The organism is Clostridium sp. NkU-1 (assembly GCA_001312405.1).
Window position 1 is genome coordinate 1 of sequence record BBDR01000022.1, and the last position, 14,165, is coordinate 14,165.

At 42.8% G+C, this 14,165-nt stretch carries 27 protein-coding genes; 14 read left to right on the forward strand and 13 right to left on the reverse strand.

Features of this window, described 5'->3' with window-relative positions; translation table 11 throughout:
• Window positions 1-1,150 precede the first annotated feature (1,150 nt).
• The 5 genes from JCM10519_RS22095 to JCM10519_RS22115 are packed head-to-tail and all read left to right on the forward strand — an operon-like array spanning window position 1,151 to window position 3,302.
• Window positions 1,151-1,405, forward strand: coding sequence for a hypothetical protein (locus JCM10519_RS22095; RefSeq protein ID WP_054741889.1), 255 nt, complete (start codon window positions 1,151-1,153; stop codon window positions 1,403-1,405).
• Window positions 1,359-1,859, forward strand: coding sequence for a flagellar assembly protein A (locus JCM10519_RS22100; RefSeq protein WP_347845143.1), 501 nt, complete (start codon window positions 1,359-1,361; stop codon window positions 1,857-1,859). Before JCM10519_RS22095 ends, JCM10519_RS22100 begins: the two co-directional genes overlap by 47 nt.
• Before the next feature lie 41 nt (window positions 1,860-1,900).
• On the forward strand, window positions 1,901-2,632 hold the full coding sequence (locus JCM10519_RS22105) for a FapA family protein (protein ID WP_347845174.1): 732 nt from the start codon (window positions 1,901-1,903) through the stop codon (window positions 2,630-2,632).
• A 31-nt stretch (window positions 2,633-2,663) separates the two neighbouring features.
• Window positions 2,664-2,900, forward strand: a complete 237-nt coding sequence (locus JCM10519_RS22110) for a hypothetical protein (protein ID WP_054741895.1) — start codon at window positions 2,664-2,666, stop codon at window positions 2,898-2,900.
• 36 nt (window positions 2,901-2,936) lie between these two features.
• Complete coding sequence (locus JCM10519_RS22115; RefSeq protein ID WP_054741897.1) at window positions 2,937-3,302, forward strand: response regulator; 366 nt, start codon at window positions 2,937-2,939, stop codon at window positions 3,300-3,302.
• Between the two features lie 111 nt (window positions 3,303-3,413).
• Here the strand turns inward: JCM10519_RS22115 and JCM10519_RS22120 are convergent, their stop codons facing one another.
• From JCM10519_RS22120 to JCM10519_RS22175, 13 genes are all read right to left on the reverse strand, one after another.
• Complete coding sequence (locus tag JCM10519_RS22120) at window positions 3,414-3,755, reverse strand: hypothetical protein (RefSeq protein WP_054741899.1); 342 nt, start codon at window positions 3,753-3,755, stop codon at window positions 3,414-3,416.
• A gap of 29 nt (window positions 3,756-3,784) precedes the next feature.
• Entirely contained in the window at window positions 3,785-4,135 is a 351-nt protein-coding gene (locus JCM10519_RS22125) for a transglycosylase SLT domain-containing protein (RefSeq protein ID WP_054741901.1), read from the reverse strand.
• A 29-nt stretch (window positions 4,136-4,164) separates the two neighbouring features.
• On the reverse strand, window positions 4,165-5,223 hold the full coding sequence (locus JCM10519_RS22130) for a hypothetical protein (protein WP_054741902.1): 1,059 nt from the start codon (window positions 5,221-5,223) through the stop codon (window positions 4,165-4,167).
• On the reverse strand, window positions 5,220-5,984 hold the full coding sequence (locus JCM10519_RS22135) for a hypothetical protein (protein WP_054741904.1): 765 nt from the start codon (window positions 5,982-5,984) through the stop codon (window positions 5,220-5,222). The genes JCM10519_RS22130 and JCM10519_RS22135 overlap by 4 nt, the downstream gene beginning before the upstream one ends.
• A 13-nt stretch (window positions 5,985-5,997) precedes the next feature.
• Window positions 5,998-6,585 (reverse strand): hypothetical protein, encoded by a 588-nt coding sequence (locus JCM10519_RS22140; protein WP_054741906.1) that lies wholly within the window; start codon window positions 6,583-6,585, stop codon window positions 5,998-6,000.
• A 126-nt stretch (window positions 6,586-6,711) separates the two neighbouring features.
• Window positions 6,712-6,849 (reverse strand): hypothetical protein, encoded by a 138-nt coding sequence (locus JCM10519_RS22145; RefSeq protein WP_347845144.1) that lies wholly within the window; start codon window positions 6,847-6,849, stop codon window positions 6,712-6,714.
• 43 nt (window positions 6,850-6,892) lie between these two features.
• Entirely contained in the window at window positions 6,893-7,360 is a 468-nt protein-coding gene (locus JCM10519_RS22150; RefSeq protein ID WP_054741909.1) for a PilZ domain-containing protein, read from the reverse strand.
• A 3-nt stretch (window positions 7,361-7,363) separates the two neighbouring features.
• Window positions 7,364-7,717, reverse strand: coding sequence for an EscU/YscU/HrcU family type III secretion system export apparatus switch protein (locus JCM10519_RS22155; RefSeq protein ID WP_054741911.1), 354 nt, complete (start codon window positions 7,715-7,717; stop codon window positions 7,364-7,366).
• Window positions 7,718-7,756: 39 nt separating this feature from the next.
• Entirely contained in the window at window positions 7,757-8,140 is a 384-nt protein-coding gene (locus JCM10519_RS22160) for a hypothetical protein (protein ID WP_054741913.1), read from the reverse strand.
• A gap of 57 nt (window positions 8,141-8,197) precedes the next feature.
• On the reverse strand, window positions 8,198-8,425 hold the full coding sequence (locus tag JCM10519_RS22165; protein WP_347845145.1) for a hypothetical protein: 228 nt from the start codon (window positions 8,423-8,425) through the stop codon (window positions 8,198-8,200).
• Entirely contained in the window at window positions 8,397-8,690 is a 294-nt protein-coding gene (locus JCM10519_RS22170; RefSeq protein ID WP_054741917.1) for a hypothetical protein, read from the reverse strand. The genes JCM10519_RS22165 and JCM10519_RS22170 overlap by 29 nt, the downstream gene beginning before the upstream one ends.
• The gene (locus JCM10519_RS32980; protein WP_347845146.1) at window positions 8,690-8,851 is read right to left on the reverse strand and encodes a hypothetical protein; all 162 of its coding nucleotides are present in this window, start codon (window positions 8,849-8,851) and stop codon (window positions 8,690-8,692) included. Before JCM10519_RS32980 ends, JCM10519_RS22170 begins: the two co-directional genes overlap by 1 nt.
• A gap of 65 nt (window positions 8,852-8,916) precedes the next feature.
• On the reverse strand, window positions 8,917-9,123 hold the full coding sequence (locus JCM10519_RS22175; RefSeq protein ID WP_054741920.1) for a hypothetical protein: 207 nt from the start codon (window positions 9,121-9,123) through the stop codon (window positions 8,917-8,919).
• A 156-nt stretch (window positions 9,124-9,279) separates the two neighbouring features.
• Here JCM10519_RS22175 and JCM10519_RS32985 point away from each other — a divergent pair, with 156 nt between their 5' ends.
• The 9 genes from JCM10519_RS32985 (at window position 9,280) to JCM10519_RS22195 (ending at window position 14,145) form a co-directional block, all read left to right on the forward strand.
• The gene (locus tag JCM10519_RS32985; protein WP_347845175.1) at window positions 9,280-9,876 is read left to right on the forward strand and encodes an Hpt domain-containing protein; all 597 of its coding nucleotides are present in this window, start codon (window positions 9,280-9,282) and stop codon (window positions 9,874-9,876) included.
• Entirely contained in the window at window positions 9,852-10,037 is a 186-nt protein-coding gene (locus JCM10519_RS32990; protein ID WP_347845147.1) for a hypothetical protein, read from the forward strand. The genes JCM10519_RS32985 and JCM10519_RS32990 overlap by 25 nt, the downstream gene beginning before the upstream one ends.
• On the forward strand, window positions 10,034-10,507 hold the full coding sequence (locus JCM10519_RS32995) for a hypothetical protein (protein WP_347845148.1): 474 nt from the start codon (window positions 10,034-10,036) through the stop codon (window positions 10,505-10,507). Before JCM10519_RS32990 ends, JCM10519_RS32995 begins: the two co-directional genes overlap by 4 nt.
• A complete protein-coding gene (locus tag JCM10519_RS33000) occupies window positions 10,470-11,390 on the forward strand; it encodes a chemotaxis protein CheW (RefSeq protein ID WP_347845149.1) in 921 nt (306 codons plus the stop codon). The genes JCM10519_RS32995 and JCM10519_RS33000 overlap by 38 nt, the downstream gene beginning before the upstream one ends.
• A 71-nt stretch (window positions 11,391-11,461) precedes the next feature.
• Complete coding sequence (locus JCM10519_RS22185; protein WP_054741922.1) at window positions 11,462-11,932, forward strand: chemotaxis protein CheW; 471 nt, start codon at window positions 11,462-11,464, stop codon at window positions 11,930-11,932.
• 14 nt (window positions 11,933-11,946) lie between these two features.
• On the forward strand, window positions 11,947-12,252 hold the full coding sequence (locus tag JCM10519_RS33005) for a hypothetical protein (RefSeq protein ID WP_347845150.1): 306 nt from the start codon (window positions 11,947-11,949) through the stop codon (window positions 12,250-12,252).
• Window positions 12,253-12,262: 10 nt separating this feature from the next.
• Window positions 12,263-12,616, forward strand: a complete 354-nt coding sequence (locus JCM10519_RS33010; RefSeq protein WP_347845176.1) for a CheR family methyltransferase — start codon at window positions 12,263-12,265, stop codon at window positions 12,614-12,616.
• The gene (locus tag JCM10519_RS33015; protein WP_347845151.1) at window positions 12,603-12,776 is read left to right on the forward strand and encodes a CheR family methyltransferase; all 174 of its coding nucleotides are present in this window, start codon (window positions 12,603-12,605) and stop codon (window positions 12,774-12,776) included. The genes JCM10519_RS33010 and JCM10519_RS33015 overlap by 14 nt, the downstream gene beginning before the upstream one ends.
• 322 nt (window positions 12,777-13,098) lie before the next feature.
• Window positions 13,099-14,145 (forward strand): chemotaxis-specific protein-glutamate methyltransferase CheB, encoded by a 1,047-nt coding sequence (locus JCM10519_RS22195; RefSeq protein WP_054741924.1) that lies wholly within the window; start codon window positions 13,099-13,101, stop codon window positions 14,143-14,145.
• The last annotated feature ends 20 nt before the right edge of the window (window positions 14,146-14,165 follow it).

Genomic DNA, 14,165 nt, shown 5'->3' on the forward strand with positions numbered 1-14,165 from the left:
CTGGGGTCAAAATCAACTAACTAGCTAATTTATTTCCCGTTTTACTTGTTGTTTGGTTCGTATACAATTACTTGTATTCGTTCTGAAATTTTCTCATTCAAAGCCATCAAACATGACTTGTTTTATTAGAATTTTCAGGGTTTTACATACTGTTCAATCTTCTGTTTTCAAAGTGCTTTTCCTGTGTCGCTGTCTCAGCAGCAACTTTTATAGGATATCATAACTGGTTATTTCTGTCAATCTATTTTTGAATTTTCTTTAAAACTTTTTTTCATCGTTCATCGATGTGTTTTAGAAGAAATTTGCCGCCGTTTTCAGCGGCGAGTTATATCATACCAAAGCATTCGACAAAAGTCAACAATTATTTTAAATTGTTTTTATAATTTATTCTTTTGAGTATATAGCTTCTATATAAAGTAGAAAATCTATATGCAAATACAAAAATCAATCATAGATACGATCAGCCCCGTAAAGCATAAAAACATTATGGCCTTTGCTTTTCCTATGCCTATGCTTCTGCCATAAAGCGATTACACCAGAAGTATCAAGAAAGGCTGTATTCCCCTTGCAAACCTGGCAGCATGTCCGTAAGCCTAGTCTTAAAATTCTCTTATAAAACCGGAAATGGTTACACAACTCCAGTTTTTAGTAACTATTTTATGTTACCAAATATATTTATTTAAAATTAAGTAACCAAAAGGCAACTATTATGTTATATTTATAGTATAGTTTGCCGATATAAAAGTAAAACCGATTTGTAATTTAAGAAGGAGGTGTTCCTATGACGTGTCTTGGATCAAGGATCCCGGTACCCTGTAATTCAATGCCCGGCAATCTGTATGACAGATTATTATCATTAATAGATAATTCAAGGAGTGTAATTCCAAAAAGACCGGGCAGGATTAAATCCAGCGTGCAACGAAATAGATTCTCATGGCTCGATCCAGGTAATCTGATTAACAAAGGCTCAAGACTAATCTCATCTGACTATATATACATAGGAATGGAATGACCAGAAACAGGAGTCAGCATTTCTTTGCTTGCGAAGCCAAACAGCGTCATAACGTGACGTCTATTGACTCCAGCCAAAGAAACGATAGAAATCAGCCAATTACTTGCATACAGGTTAAAAGTAGCAGGTATTTTTTTAATGTTAGGGGAAGAAAATGAAAGAAAAAAACTAAAAAAAGGATTCTTTAGCCTTTTCCAAAATGTAAGACGCTTTGCGGAGCCTTCAGAGATGTCTGATACAACTGATGATGTTTCACCTGAAGAATCCCCAAATGAAGATCTTATTGAAACAGTATCCGATCCAGCCGCACAAAAAAAGTTCTGCCGCAACAACCGCATTTTTCGAAATGGAAAACAAACCTCCTTGTTCTTTTATATGGGAGCCATCCGATGATCCGCTTATTGTACGGATCGACGAAGAGGCATTATGCATTGAATGTGCTCAGTTCACCAGTAAAATGCAATCATTATCCAATGTTATTAAACGGACAACCGAAGCTGCACAAGAGCAGGATCCCGAGCCAAGGGCGGCTCAGGCCTATATTAATATCTCAAAGGATCGGATGGCTGCGTGGATTTATGTGATCCCTCCATTTAACGGCGGCCAGGATATAAAGGAAGAGGACTTAAAATCAATCCTCAATCAGGAACATGTATCTACCGGAATTATAGAGGAGTCTCTGAAATCAATTGTTGAAAATCAGGTCTATGGCCAGGCCGTACTAATTGCAAAGGGAATCCTTGCGCGTGACGGAATTGATGGTTCTATTAAAGACCATTTTAAACGTGATCTTAAGCTTGAATTTATAGAAGATGAAAACGGATCTGTGGATTACAAAAAAAATTAAATAATATTCAGTCTGTCAAAGATGGAGAAGCGATCTGCAGTATTACTCTTGCTTTTCCGGGTGAAAATGGTATGACCATAACCGGGCAGCCTTATCCCTGTACCATTAAGGGAACTGATGTTCCCGTGCCTGCAGGCCGCAATACAAAGCTTTCGGAGGACCGGACTCTGCTCCTTTCTCAAAAAACCGGCCATGTAACATTTGTTAATGGAAAATTCCAGGTAGATCCTATCCTTAAGATAAGTGGTGATATTGATAACAGCACGGGAAACTTAGATTATGACGGCGATATATTGATTACCGGAGATGTAAGAAATGGTTTTTCGGTGAAGGCTACCGGAAGCATTGACGTCCGGGGCTCCGTAGAAGGTGCCCAGATTACTGCTCAGGGAGCCATTACCATTGCCAGCGGTATGTCTGGAAACGGCCGCGGTACTCTGACCTCTGACTCCGATATCAAATGTCGCTACCTGGAGCATTGCACGGTCACCGCCGGAGGAAATGTATATGCAGAAAGCATTATCAACTCCAAAATAGAAAGCGGTCAGGATATTATTGTTACCTCCGGCATGGGCGTCATTATCGGCGGAACCCTTCTGGCTGCCAACAGCATCAATGCACGTATTATTGGTTCCAAAGTCCGGCGGCTCATTACCGAATTAATAATTGCAAATGTTCCTAAAAACGTGGAGGAATCCGCCCGTCTTACCAGGGAACTGGAGCAGCTTCATCATAACATGTCGGAAGTGAGAAAAAAATATCACCTATCTTGAAACCACCCAGAGACAGGATAAACAGCATTTATTGGAGGATTTAAAGCAGGCTTCCACCTATTTAAGCATCCGGGAACAGGAGATCACAAACCGTCTGGAAGAAATAGACACAATTGACAAGGAACAATCCGGAATCATTCAATGCCAGCAGCTGCTGCCCGTGGTTCGCATCCGAATCGGCTCTTCCAGCCTGTTGGTTCAGGAGGAATACTCCAGAAGTATCATTTATAAAAATAACGAAGGTGAAATTACGATCGGAAGTAATTAACTCAGAAGGAGGGAAGCTATATGAAAAAAAACTATTATGATCGTCGATGATTCAATTGTAACACGCAGTGAGATAGAACAATTACTGAAAGGTACAAATTTTGACGTAATCTACCAGTGCAGAAGCGGTGAGGAGGCTCTGGAAGCCTATGAAAGGGAAAAGCCTGATATTGTGACCATGGATATTATAATGCCTGGAATTGATGGTATCGAAGCTTCCAAACGCCTGTTGGAGCATCATCCAGAGGCAGGGATCATCATCATCAGTTCTCTTGTCTATGATGAAACACATCGGAAGGTGCAGGAATTGGGTCCCAATATTCCTTTTGTTTTTAAGCCCATTAAAAAATCATATTTTATTGAGGCGCTGGTAAAAGTAAGTGATGCAATTTCCAAAAAGTAAGATCTTCGCAACAAACAGATCTTATATATAACTAAAATAATATGTTATTTATTATTAATTAAATAAAGCCTAATGAAATCTATTTCTTTCGATTTTCCATTAGGCTTTATTTTATAAATTATAGATTGATCCAACTGCTGAATCATCAGAATCAAACTGACCGGAAATGCTGTAGGAAGCCATCTGCATCCGAAGCTTCATCAGTTCGATCAAATAAAGATAATCGGATTTAGCCGGTACAAGGCTTTCGCTTTCGCTTTCACCTTCCAATGTCTGATCTGGAAGATATTGCAGATTACTTGATACGTCCGCCAAATATCCTGAAGTTTCGGAATCACCCATATAATTCTTAACCTTCTTTACATACTCCTGTGTTTCCTTAAAAGGAGGGATTCCTCCATATTTGCTTACATTATTGCTGCCCGCATTATAAGCCGCCAGGGTGAGATCCACATTCCCTTTATACCGTTCCAGATTTTCTTTTAAATATTTAGCTCCCCCATAATATTGCTTCTTGCATCATAAGGATCGTCCACTCCAAGGGATCTGGCAGTGGCTGGCATCAGCTGCATCACTCCGGCAGCCCCCTTCTTTGAAGTAGCAGATGGGTTAAAATTCGATTCTGCCTTAGCAACTGCCTTTAACAGTTTTTCGGAAACACCGTATTTTTTAGACGCCTCTTTGAATATGGCCTCAAGGTTTTCCGGAGCCTTTACTACTGATTTTAAAATCTGCTTAAAATTCCCTTTGGCAGATGAAGCTGCCGTATATCCTGCCTGCCCTGCCTTTGCACTGGTAAGTGCAGACAGCCTTAACTGGTCTATCGTTGCCAAAATTTAATCCTCCCGTCAATCTCCGGCTTTTACGGAATCCATCTTCCTGAAGCATCCACCCAATAATTGCCCACATTTGTGCTGCTTGCCATGCTGCCATCCGGATTTAAATAATACCAGATTCCTGGCTGGGTCTGTATCCAGCCCGTCAGCATCTCTCCTCCGCCCGGATTTAAATAATACCATTTCCCATTGACAAACTGCCAGCCTGTGAGTAATTTTCCATCCTTGGGATTCATATAATACCATCTTTGACCTGACAGGAGCCAGCCTGTCTGGTAAACTCCATTCCCGTCAAAATAATACCAGTCATTTAATATCTGCTTCCAGCTATTCCTGGGGACTCCGCCGTCCTCCTGCTTGTAGGTATTTCCCTTCCATTTACCTGATGTATCGCCGTCATATTCCATAATCGTATCATCGGAAGTGACATAGTCCCCTTCCTTCATATATTTCCGGTCATCGGTAGTATAGCCGATTGCCCGGACTTCATAGTAATAAACAGCATCCTTATCCATGTATTCAGAAAGATCCACCATATTGGTTTCCACGGAAATGCGCTTCTTCAGTTTATCATCTGCATACAGGGCAACCTGATACCCCGTAGCAAATTCAACCTTTTCCCACACTGCCTTTGTCTTTTTGCTGTCGCTCCAGCCGGCCCTGGCTGTTCTTCCTAAAATTACTACGGGAACATAATCCACCTTTACTTCCAGGGTATTGTTATCCAGGGCTTTGGCGGAAACGAACTTCGCCCCAGTAACCTTGCACTCTGACCGGTTGTAGGCATTTGCAAATATCGTAGTGTCTGATGTTAAAAACACGCTGACCCGTTCATTCTTTGATGCCTTCCATTTGCTGATATCCCGTTTCCAGACTGCCTCCTTTACCGATACTCCGACAGTGGATGTGGAAATACCAGGCATCAGTATTTCTTCATTCCCATACTGGCTGTCAAACTTAAGATTCACGCTTCGAATCACAACAGAATCGGCAGCATAGGACATAACAGCCGGTAAGCATGTAAATGCTGCCACCAGCACAGCAAGGAACATCGTATGCAGTTTTCTTCTTTTATCTCTCATCATTGTACCCATACTCCATCTTCATTCACCGGAAATCCATTGATTACCGTATTAACCGCCATTGTGCCATCCTGATTAAAATAACGCCACAGTCCATCGATCTTCTGCCAGCCGGTTACCATGACTCCGTCTTCCCCGGTAAAATATGTATGCCCATTCCGGGTGAATAAGCCCTTCAGCATCGCTCCCTCTAAGTTCCCCTGTATGGTATTTAAATAATACCATCTTCCTGCCTGGTTGATCCAATCCTTCTGCATGGCACCCTGGCTGTTAAAATAATGATAATAGCCATCTATGACCTGCCAGTTGGTTGCGGCTGCTCCCATGGGGGCCTCGTAGCCGTTGTCCGGATAAAAATAATACCATGTATTGTCAATTTTATTCCAGCCGGTCACCATTGCCCCTTTGGAATTCATATAATAGATATCGGAATCCAGGATAAACCAGCCTGTTACCATCTTTCCTTCCTGGTCAAAGCGGTACCATACGTTATCAAGTTCCATCCAGGAATTAGCCTGAACCGTTCCATCGGCATACCGGTAGTACCACACTCCGGACTGCTGATCCCAGCCTTCTTTTACCCCGGAGCCATTCGCTGAACCGGCAATTGTGTCTGAGTCTTTTCCTGTTCCATCGGATACATCCCGGTCCCTGATAACCAGTTCGTCAGACTCCACCCAGCCGCTTTTCTTTCCATTCTTCAGTTCATCCTGTTTATATGGGACAGAACGGATTTTGTAAGAGTAAGTTCCTTCCTCTGTCATATACGGATAGAAATTATAGGAAGTGGCTTTTACCTGCTCTTTTTTTTAATATGATCTTTTTACCGCAATAAAGCCATAATTCATAAGCGCCTGAAGTGTTATCTCCCTTGGACCAGACAGCCTGGCCAAGCCTTGTATCCTTCCAGCCCACATCTTCCGGTTCCGCGTACAGGCCTTTGACAGGCTTCGTCCTTAAGGTGACAATCAGGTCACTGCCATTTCGCTTTGCGCTGACATAGGAACCACCTGTGATTTTCATCTTAGCAGCCTCATAAGAGGACTTAAAATAAGCATCGTATTCATCGGAAGGAGTAAGGGTCACACTCATCCTGGGTTCTTCCCCTACCGACATATCCTTTGAGGTGGAGGTGACCCACTTCGCATCCCTGACCGTGTACTTTTTATCACCGGAGTTCACATAGCATTCCCCACCGGTTTTATTAATCTGTATGTCAGGCAGACGGTCGCCTGCCTCGATATTAAGTACCACCTTAATGCTGATTGAATTGATTGCCTCTGTTGCCATTGCTTTTTCAGGGAAGAGACACAGGCAAAAAGCTGCTAAAATAACTATTGCCAATCCCCTCTTTTGTTGTTTCATGAAATCGCTCCTTTTTAATAAATACGCCTTTATTCAACAGTTTAAACTACCGCTAAGTTATATACAGCATATTATGGTTTCTTTGCATTTACCTGTTCCATCATATTCCTATTCTCCAATAAACATTTACTGTGTCTTTCTTCTTTTCAGCTGTTCCAGAAAAGTGAACTTTCTGACCATGGATTCCTGATAAGATGTCATATCAAAGAAACGGCTGCCATACCGGTAGCGGGGCGGTTCATTCTCACCTGACAGTTTATTCACCCATAGAATAGAGCCTTTGAGTCTGGTACAATCGCTGTCAGTTTCAAACAAAAAAAGAAAAGATCTGATCCTGCTTTAGTTCAACAGCTGATTCAAGCCCAATCCCGCCTGCACTGATATCTTTTATTTTAGCGGCTATATGTGTTACCTTTCCGTCTGAATCTGCTGTTTCCAAGGTAACCGGTAAGGAAATCCTGACCTTAAGGTCACGCCGTCTTTGTTCTATGCCGATCAATTCATCAATCAGGCATGGAACCTTGTAGATCGCATTTCCGATCTCTCCGATTTCATCGCCATTGATCTTTACCCTTCCGGATAAACGGCATTTGCATGTAACAAGCCCTTGAACGCCGTCATAAAATACGATTACGGATTCTGTGCTCACTTTATCCATATCTTCCTCTTCAAAGATAAGTCCCATACTGTCCTTATGGGAATCAACTACCTTTACCTCTGCGATATAGACACCATTCAAAGTATAAACACTTGCTTTTTCACATTCAATAAACATAACCTACTCCACCGTTTCCTCTTTTATTATTTCTTCTTCCTCTGTTTCCTGTACAGGCTCCGGCTCCGATGTTGGTTTTTCCACCGGACCAGGTACATAATTCAGGAAATAAAGGTAAATATCCACAATAGTCTGGTATAATTCATCCGGCACCTGGCTCCCAAGTTCAAGCTGGGTCAAAATAGTTGCCAGGGAATTATCCTCATAAACGGGTACACCGCTTTCATTGGCAGTTTCTATTATTTTCTCCGCCATATATCCCATACCGGAGGCCACGATAACCGGAGCAGAATTCTTTGCATCATCATATTTAAGCGCGACCGCCTTTTTATTTAACGTTTTATTAAATTCTGACATCAACTGAATTTTTCCTTTCCTGGATTTTGGGGAATACTTCTACCGGGGAGGTGGGTCCGCCCCCTGCCTGGAGGTAAATGCTGTCTGCCCGGAAATGATACCGGTCAAGGATATTTTTAATCTCTTTATGAATATTGCCCTCTGATTTTTGCATCTTTTCCGGATAATAAAGCTGAAGTGAAGCCGCATTGTCCCCATAAAAAGCAGCAGTTTAAACTGACCTAATTCCCTGATATCAAATTTAACAAAAATTCTGGTCGTATGCTTTGCCCCTGCCTGGGTGCTGCTGCCCTCCTCGTCAGGATCAATCCACATTTCGGAAAACAGTTTCCGCCCATCCACATTCATGGGGAATGCCAGATGTAAAAGAGGCATATAAACACTTTCATTTAAAACCATGGATTGCAGCATATTCTGAAACATCTGCTTATTCTCAAGGCCAGTGCTCCATCCACGCCGGTCTTTAGAAAATCAATAAACTTATCCGCCCATTGGTTTTTTTCCTGCCGCCTGCTCTAAATCAACCTGATTAAGCAGCTCATCGAACTGCTCCATTGTCATGGTTCCAAAAAATTTACGAAATCCCTGATAACCTGTAAGCCTTGAAAAGGATTGTAAAACTTCTTCCCTGTTTCCATTCTCATACCTTGCCATTAATATCGTTAAAAGAGAAATCTTATCACGTATGGTGCCCATGTCGTGATTCATTGCGATATAACGGCCCAGAAAAGGGAGGATTTTTTTCCTTTAAGAGCGCGCTGTTGTGGGAAGTATCCCCTTCGGGTGCAGATAAGTCCAGTTCCTTAAGCAAGGCCTCGATCTGCTCCCTCGTCTGCTTAAAAACATATCCTTCCATATCCTTCACTGTATTAAATATATCATGAAGTATATGCTTTCCGGAAGACATATCACTGAATTTTCTAACAAAATTTAAAATCTCTGCTTTTAAATCCACAGAAGTTGTTTCTGCCATCACATGACGCAGCTGGTCAAAAATACCTCCATTGAAGCGGACTGCTGATTCAGCTGTTCCTTCATAAAGGGCAGGATCTCTTCCCCCTGCATCTTGGCCGCCTCAAAAAAAGAAGCGATCTTCTGCGCTGCTTCCTCTCCCATGACTCCGCCCGTCAGCATTTCTTCGCCCTGAAAAAAAATATCGGTAAAAATTTTGGAAAGATCGGGTATGTTCTTTACCTGATTTAGAAATGCCCCAAAATTCGACCCGTACTGGAATGCCAGCTGTTGTTCCCCGTTTCCCCCGGAATCAGTCCGGTTATCCCTCTCGTCACTTTTGAAGGGTCTACGGGATTCTGAATATGGATTCCCTGGCCAGCCTGAGGGTTGTTCTTTATCGTGGAATTATCATAACCTGAAAGGGGTGTTGTGACTTTCAAAATATCTGCCATATTATGCCTCCATTAAACTGGTATTTTATATATTTTTCGAAAGGTTATTTAAATTACTATTATTTTTTTATCCAACCATACCGATAAATAGACATATACTAAACTAGACAAGGCGGTGTAAATATTATGGATAACGGCATGGATAATATGCTTGATATGTATCTGTTTGAAACCAATTCCCTCCTGGAGCAATTAGACGAGCTCCTGATAGAAGCCGAAAAAGCAGGAGATTTTACGGTGGATGACGTAAATGAAATCTTCCGCATTATGCACACTATCAAGGGTTCTTCCGCTATGATGGAGTTTAACTCTCTGATGCAGATAGCTCATCGTATTGAAGATTTATTCTTTTTTATCCGTGAGAATGGTCTGGAATCCCTTGACAGTTCCCACAAAAGCACTCTTTTTGACTTAATGTTCCGATCTACTGATATGCTTCGCGCTGAAGTTTCAAAAGTGGAAAATAATGAGCCGCTTAGTGATAATGTCGACCATCTGACCCAAGAAATTAATAGCTTCTTAAAAAAAATCAGCGATGAAACTCCAGCCGCTGCCGGGGAAAAAGATCTTTCGGGCACCTCCAGTCCCAAAGAAGCTTCCCAGCCGGCGCCGGTCATTTCAGCCCCGGTCTCTGTCTCCAGCCTGGAAGAAATCCGTCTGGACTTAGCAGAATGCCCGGACGATGCGGCTGCCTTTTCCTTCGCATCTTCTTTGATGAAGGCTGCGGAATGGAAAACCTTCGGGCTTTCATGATCATCAGCGCATTAAAAGAATCCGGTCTGGAATTCGGCTATTACCCTGCCGATGTGGAGACTAACAGCCAGAGCTGCGGACCTATTATTGAAAAAGGCTTTTCCTTACCTTCCAATCCCGTGAGGAAGCGGACTCAGCCATATCCCATATCAACAATATGAACAACATCCGTTCCTATGAACTGATTGAAAATCCACGTGCCAAGGCTGCTCACACTGCAGAAAAGCAGAATGCCACGGCCGTTTCAGCCCCATCTGCCGGTGAAACCACCCCGGCCCCCGGTTCTCCAGTTCCAGGAAGCGGCCATCCGATGCCTAACAAGCAGAATCTGATCAGCGTAAATCTGGCAAAGCTGGACAACCTGGTTGCAATCGTCGGTGAGATCGTCATTACGGAATCCATGGTGACTTCATCGCCTGAGATCCAGAATTTAAAGAACCTTGACAGCTTTTTAAAGGCCACAAGACAGCTTCGCAAGCTGACCGATGATTTACAGGACATTGTGATGTCCCTGCGCATGGTTCCTGTATCCGGCGTATTCCAGAAAATGAACCGAATTGTCCGGGACATGAAGCAAAAGCTGAAAAAAAGACGTGCGCTTAACCATTATCGGGGAAAATACAGAAGTTGACAAGTCCATCGTAGACAGCATCGGAGATCCCATCATGCACATTGTCCGCAATTCCATGGACCATGGAATAGAAGAGACTGCCGCAGAACGTATTGCCGCAGGAAAAAATCCTCAGGGAGAACTGACTCTCTCCGCAAGCCACACCACCAACGAAGTCATCATTACCATCAGCGATGACGGAAAGGGCGTGAATCCGGCAGCAATTCTTGCAAAAGCAAAGAAAAACGGCATTCTCACCAAACCGGAAAGCGAATATTCTCAAAAAGAAATCTTAAGTCTTCTTCTGGCTCCCGGCTTTTCAACCAATGAAGTAGTCACTGAATTTTCCGGCCGGGGAGTTGGCATGGATGTAGTTAAGAAAAATGTAGAAAATATTGGAGGCACCATAAGTATTTCCAGTGAATTAGGCAAGGGCATGTGCACTACTTTGAAAATCCCCCTTACCATGGCAATTGTGGATGGTATGGAGATCTCAGTGGGAAAATCAGTCTTTACTATTCCGATTGCGAATATCCGTCAGTCCTTTAAGGTGAAGAATGAGGAAGTGATCTATGATACGGCAGGTAATGAGATCGTTAAGTGCATGAATCAGTTCTATCCCATCATCCGCATTCACAGACTTTATAATATTGAAACCGAGATTACAAGCATTGAAGATGGAATTCTGGTTTGGGTGGAATCCGGTGACAAATCTTACTGCCTCTTTGTCGATGAACTCTTAGGAGAACAGCAGGTTGTTGTAAAACCTCTCCCGGTATTCTTAAACAGCTTTAATGTTAAGGATTCCGGTATCAGCGGCTGTACCATTCTTGGTGATGGCAGTATCAGCATCATATTAGACGTTTTAAACCTGCATGCCGCATCACAAAATCAGTACTATTAATGAAAATACCCACGGGGTATACCTTTAAGCCCAGAAAGTGTGGGCAGCCGAATTGAATTGGAGGAATACAAATGCCAGCAGAAAATACAGCTACATCCGAAGTTTTTACTTCTGCGCAGACAGAAGCCACGGAACGTTATTTAACCTTCCGTACAGAGAACCTGACCTTTGGTGTGAGCACCAATTATATTATTGAAATCATCACCAACCATACCATTACTGCTATGCCTATGGTGCCAGGCTATGTAAAGGGAATCATCAACTTAAGAGGGCAGATCGTTCCCATCATGGATATCCGGTCAAGACTTGGCAAACCGGACATTGAATATACCAGCTCAAGCTGTATCATTGTTTTAAATGTGGATTCTGTTTTTATAGGAATCATCGTGGATTCTGTGGAGCAGGTTCTTGATATTGACTATTCCAGAATCTCACCGGTTCCGGCCAATAACCGGGAAGAACTGGTCAGCGGCATGATATCCGTTTCGGATAACCACATTGTCCTTCTTCTGGATTGCGAAGCCTTAGTCAATAACTCATAAAGGATGGCCGCCCTATGTTAACTATTTCGCAGCATGATTTCATGCGACTGGTGGATTTCATGAAAAAAAATTACGGAATCGACTTGTCTAAAAAGATGCAGCTCATTATGGGAAGATTGTCAAACACCATCATTTCCATGGGATACACTTCCTTCACAGATTATGTAGATCACATTCTTTCATCAAAGAATCAGGCTGATCTGGAAATAATGCTCAACAAGCTTACAACCAACTACACCTACTTTATGCGGGAAGAGGCTCATTTTAACTTTTTTCAGAATACTGTTCTTCCTAATTTAATAAATACAAAAAAAGAATAAAGTTTTAAGTATTTGGAGTGCCGGCTGTTCTTCTGGCGAAGAACCTTATACCATTTCCATGATCATCAAGGATACCCTGGGGGCCCAGGCCGCCCTCTGGGACACCAGGGTCCTTGCCACGGATATTTCTCAGAATGCCTTAAAAGCTGCAAAGGAAGCGGTGTATGATGAGGATTCTTTAAAGAACTTATCTCCTGGGTGGATATCCAAATACTTTGTCAAAACCCCGGAGCAGGGATTGTATTCCGTAGCTCCGGCAATTAAATCAAATGTAATTTTCCAGACCTTCAATCTTATGGACCCCATTCGGTTCCGATTGAAGTTTGATATTATTTTTTTGCAGGAATGTCATGATTTATTTTGATCAGAATACCAAAGATGGGCTGATTCAGCGATTCTATGACGCAACTGCCCCAGGTGGATACTTATTTATTGGTCACTCTGAAACAATCAACAAAGAAAAAAACACCTTACCGGTACTTAATGCCGGCTACTTACCGAAAAGAATGATCTGCGTAATATAAAATCTATTTACTGTCTCTCCATTTCAGTAAATGGATTTTATATTACACGGATTTTGGGCTGCGGTTCGACGAGTCAGCGGCGAATCAATGTTCTATCCGCCAAAGGTTGAAAGAAAAAAAGCTTTCAGCTTGAATTTATGAATCAGCCGGATATGCAAACATATTCCCTTGATTCACCAGTATACAATTATATATGGCATAGCTGAACTGTAACGACTTATGAACGTAATCTCTTTCGGGTATCCCTTTATGCCCGATAAAGTGAGGCAGCTCTGCCAATAAAACGTGGGCAGGCAAAAAGAAATAACAGGAGGAATAAATTATGGCCAATAAAATCCGGGTTTTCATAGTAGATGATTCCCTGCTGTTTCGCAAGGTATTAATGGATAATCTCTCTCAAAATCCTAATATAGAAGTGATCGGATATGCTGTTGATGCATTTGACGCGGAACGTAAGATTCCTGTACTTAAACCAGACGTAGTAACACTTGATGTGGAGATGCCCATGGTCAATGGTATTGAGTTTGTAAAAAAACTTCTTCCCAAACACCCGGTTCCAGTCATTTTAGTCTCTTCTCTTAATTTAAACGTGTTTGAAGCCCTTTCTGCAGGCGCTGTGGACTTTGTAAGAAAACCTGACTTATCCAGCAGCAATACTGCCAGCACATTTTTAAATACACTGATCAGCAAAATCTTTATTGCTTCCCGTGCTGTCATCAAGGTCCCCGCTTCTACCCCTCCTCCCCTTGAACCTGGTAAGCCTGCTGTGGGAAAAATGACCTTTTCCATGAATGCCTGCAATACCATTATTGCCATAGGCGCTTCTACAGGCGGAACAGAAGCCACTCTCCAGGTGCTTAAAGACCTTCCTGCGGACACACCCGGTATTGTGGTCACCCAGCATATGCCGGAGGGCTTTACCAAAATGTATGCAGACCGTTTAAACAGGCTCTGCGCCATGAACGTAAAAGAAGCCCAAAGCGGGGATACCATAGAAAGGGGCCAGGTGCTGATCGCTCCCGGCGACTTACAGATGAAGGTAGTGAAAATGGGCAGCCGTTACACGGTAAACTGCTATTCCGGTGAAAAGGTAAGCGGGCACCGTCCTTCCGTGGATGTTCTTTTCCAGTCCGTAGCCGACACGGCCGGGGCCTCCTCCGTGGGGATCATTATGACCGGAATGGGGCGTGATGGGGCCGACGGACTTCTTAAGATGAAAAAAAAGGGAGCCTTTACCATTGGACAGGATGCGGATAGCTGCGTTGTTTACGGAATGCCAATGGTAGCCTACAACATAGGAGCTGTCACCAGACAGGTACCCTGTGCAAATATAGCAGGCGTCCTGATGAAGCATCTAAGTTCTCTTTAATTAAGAAAGTTCTGTTCCCG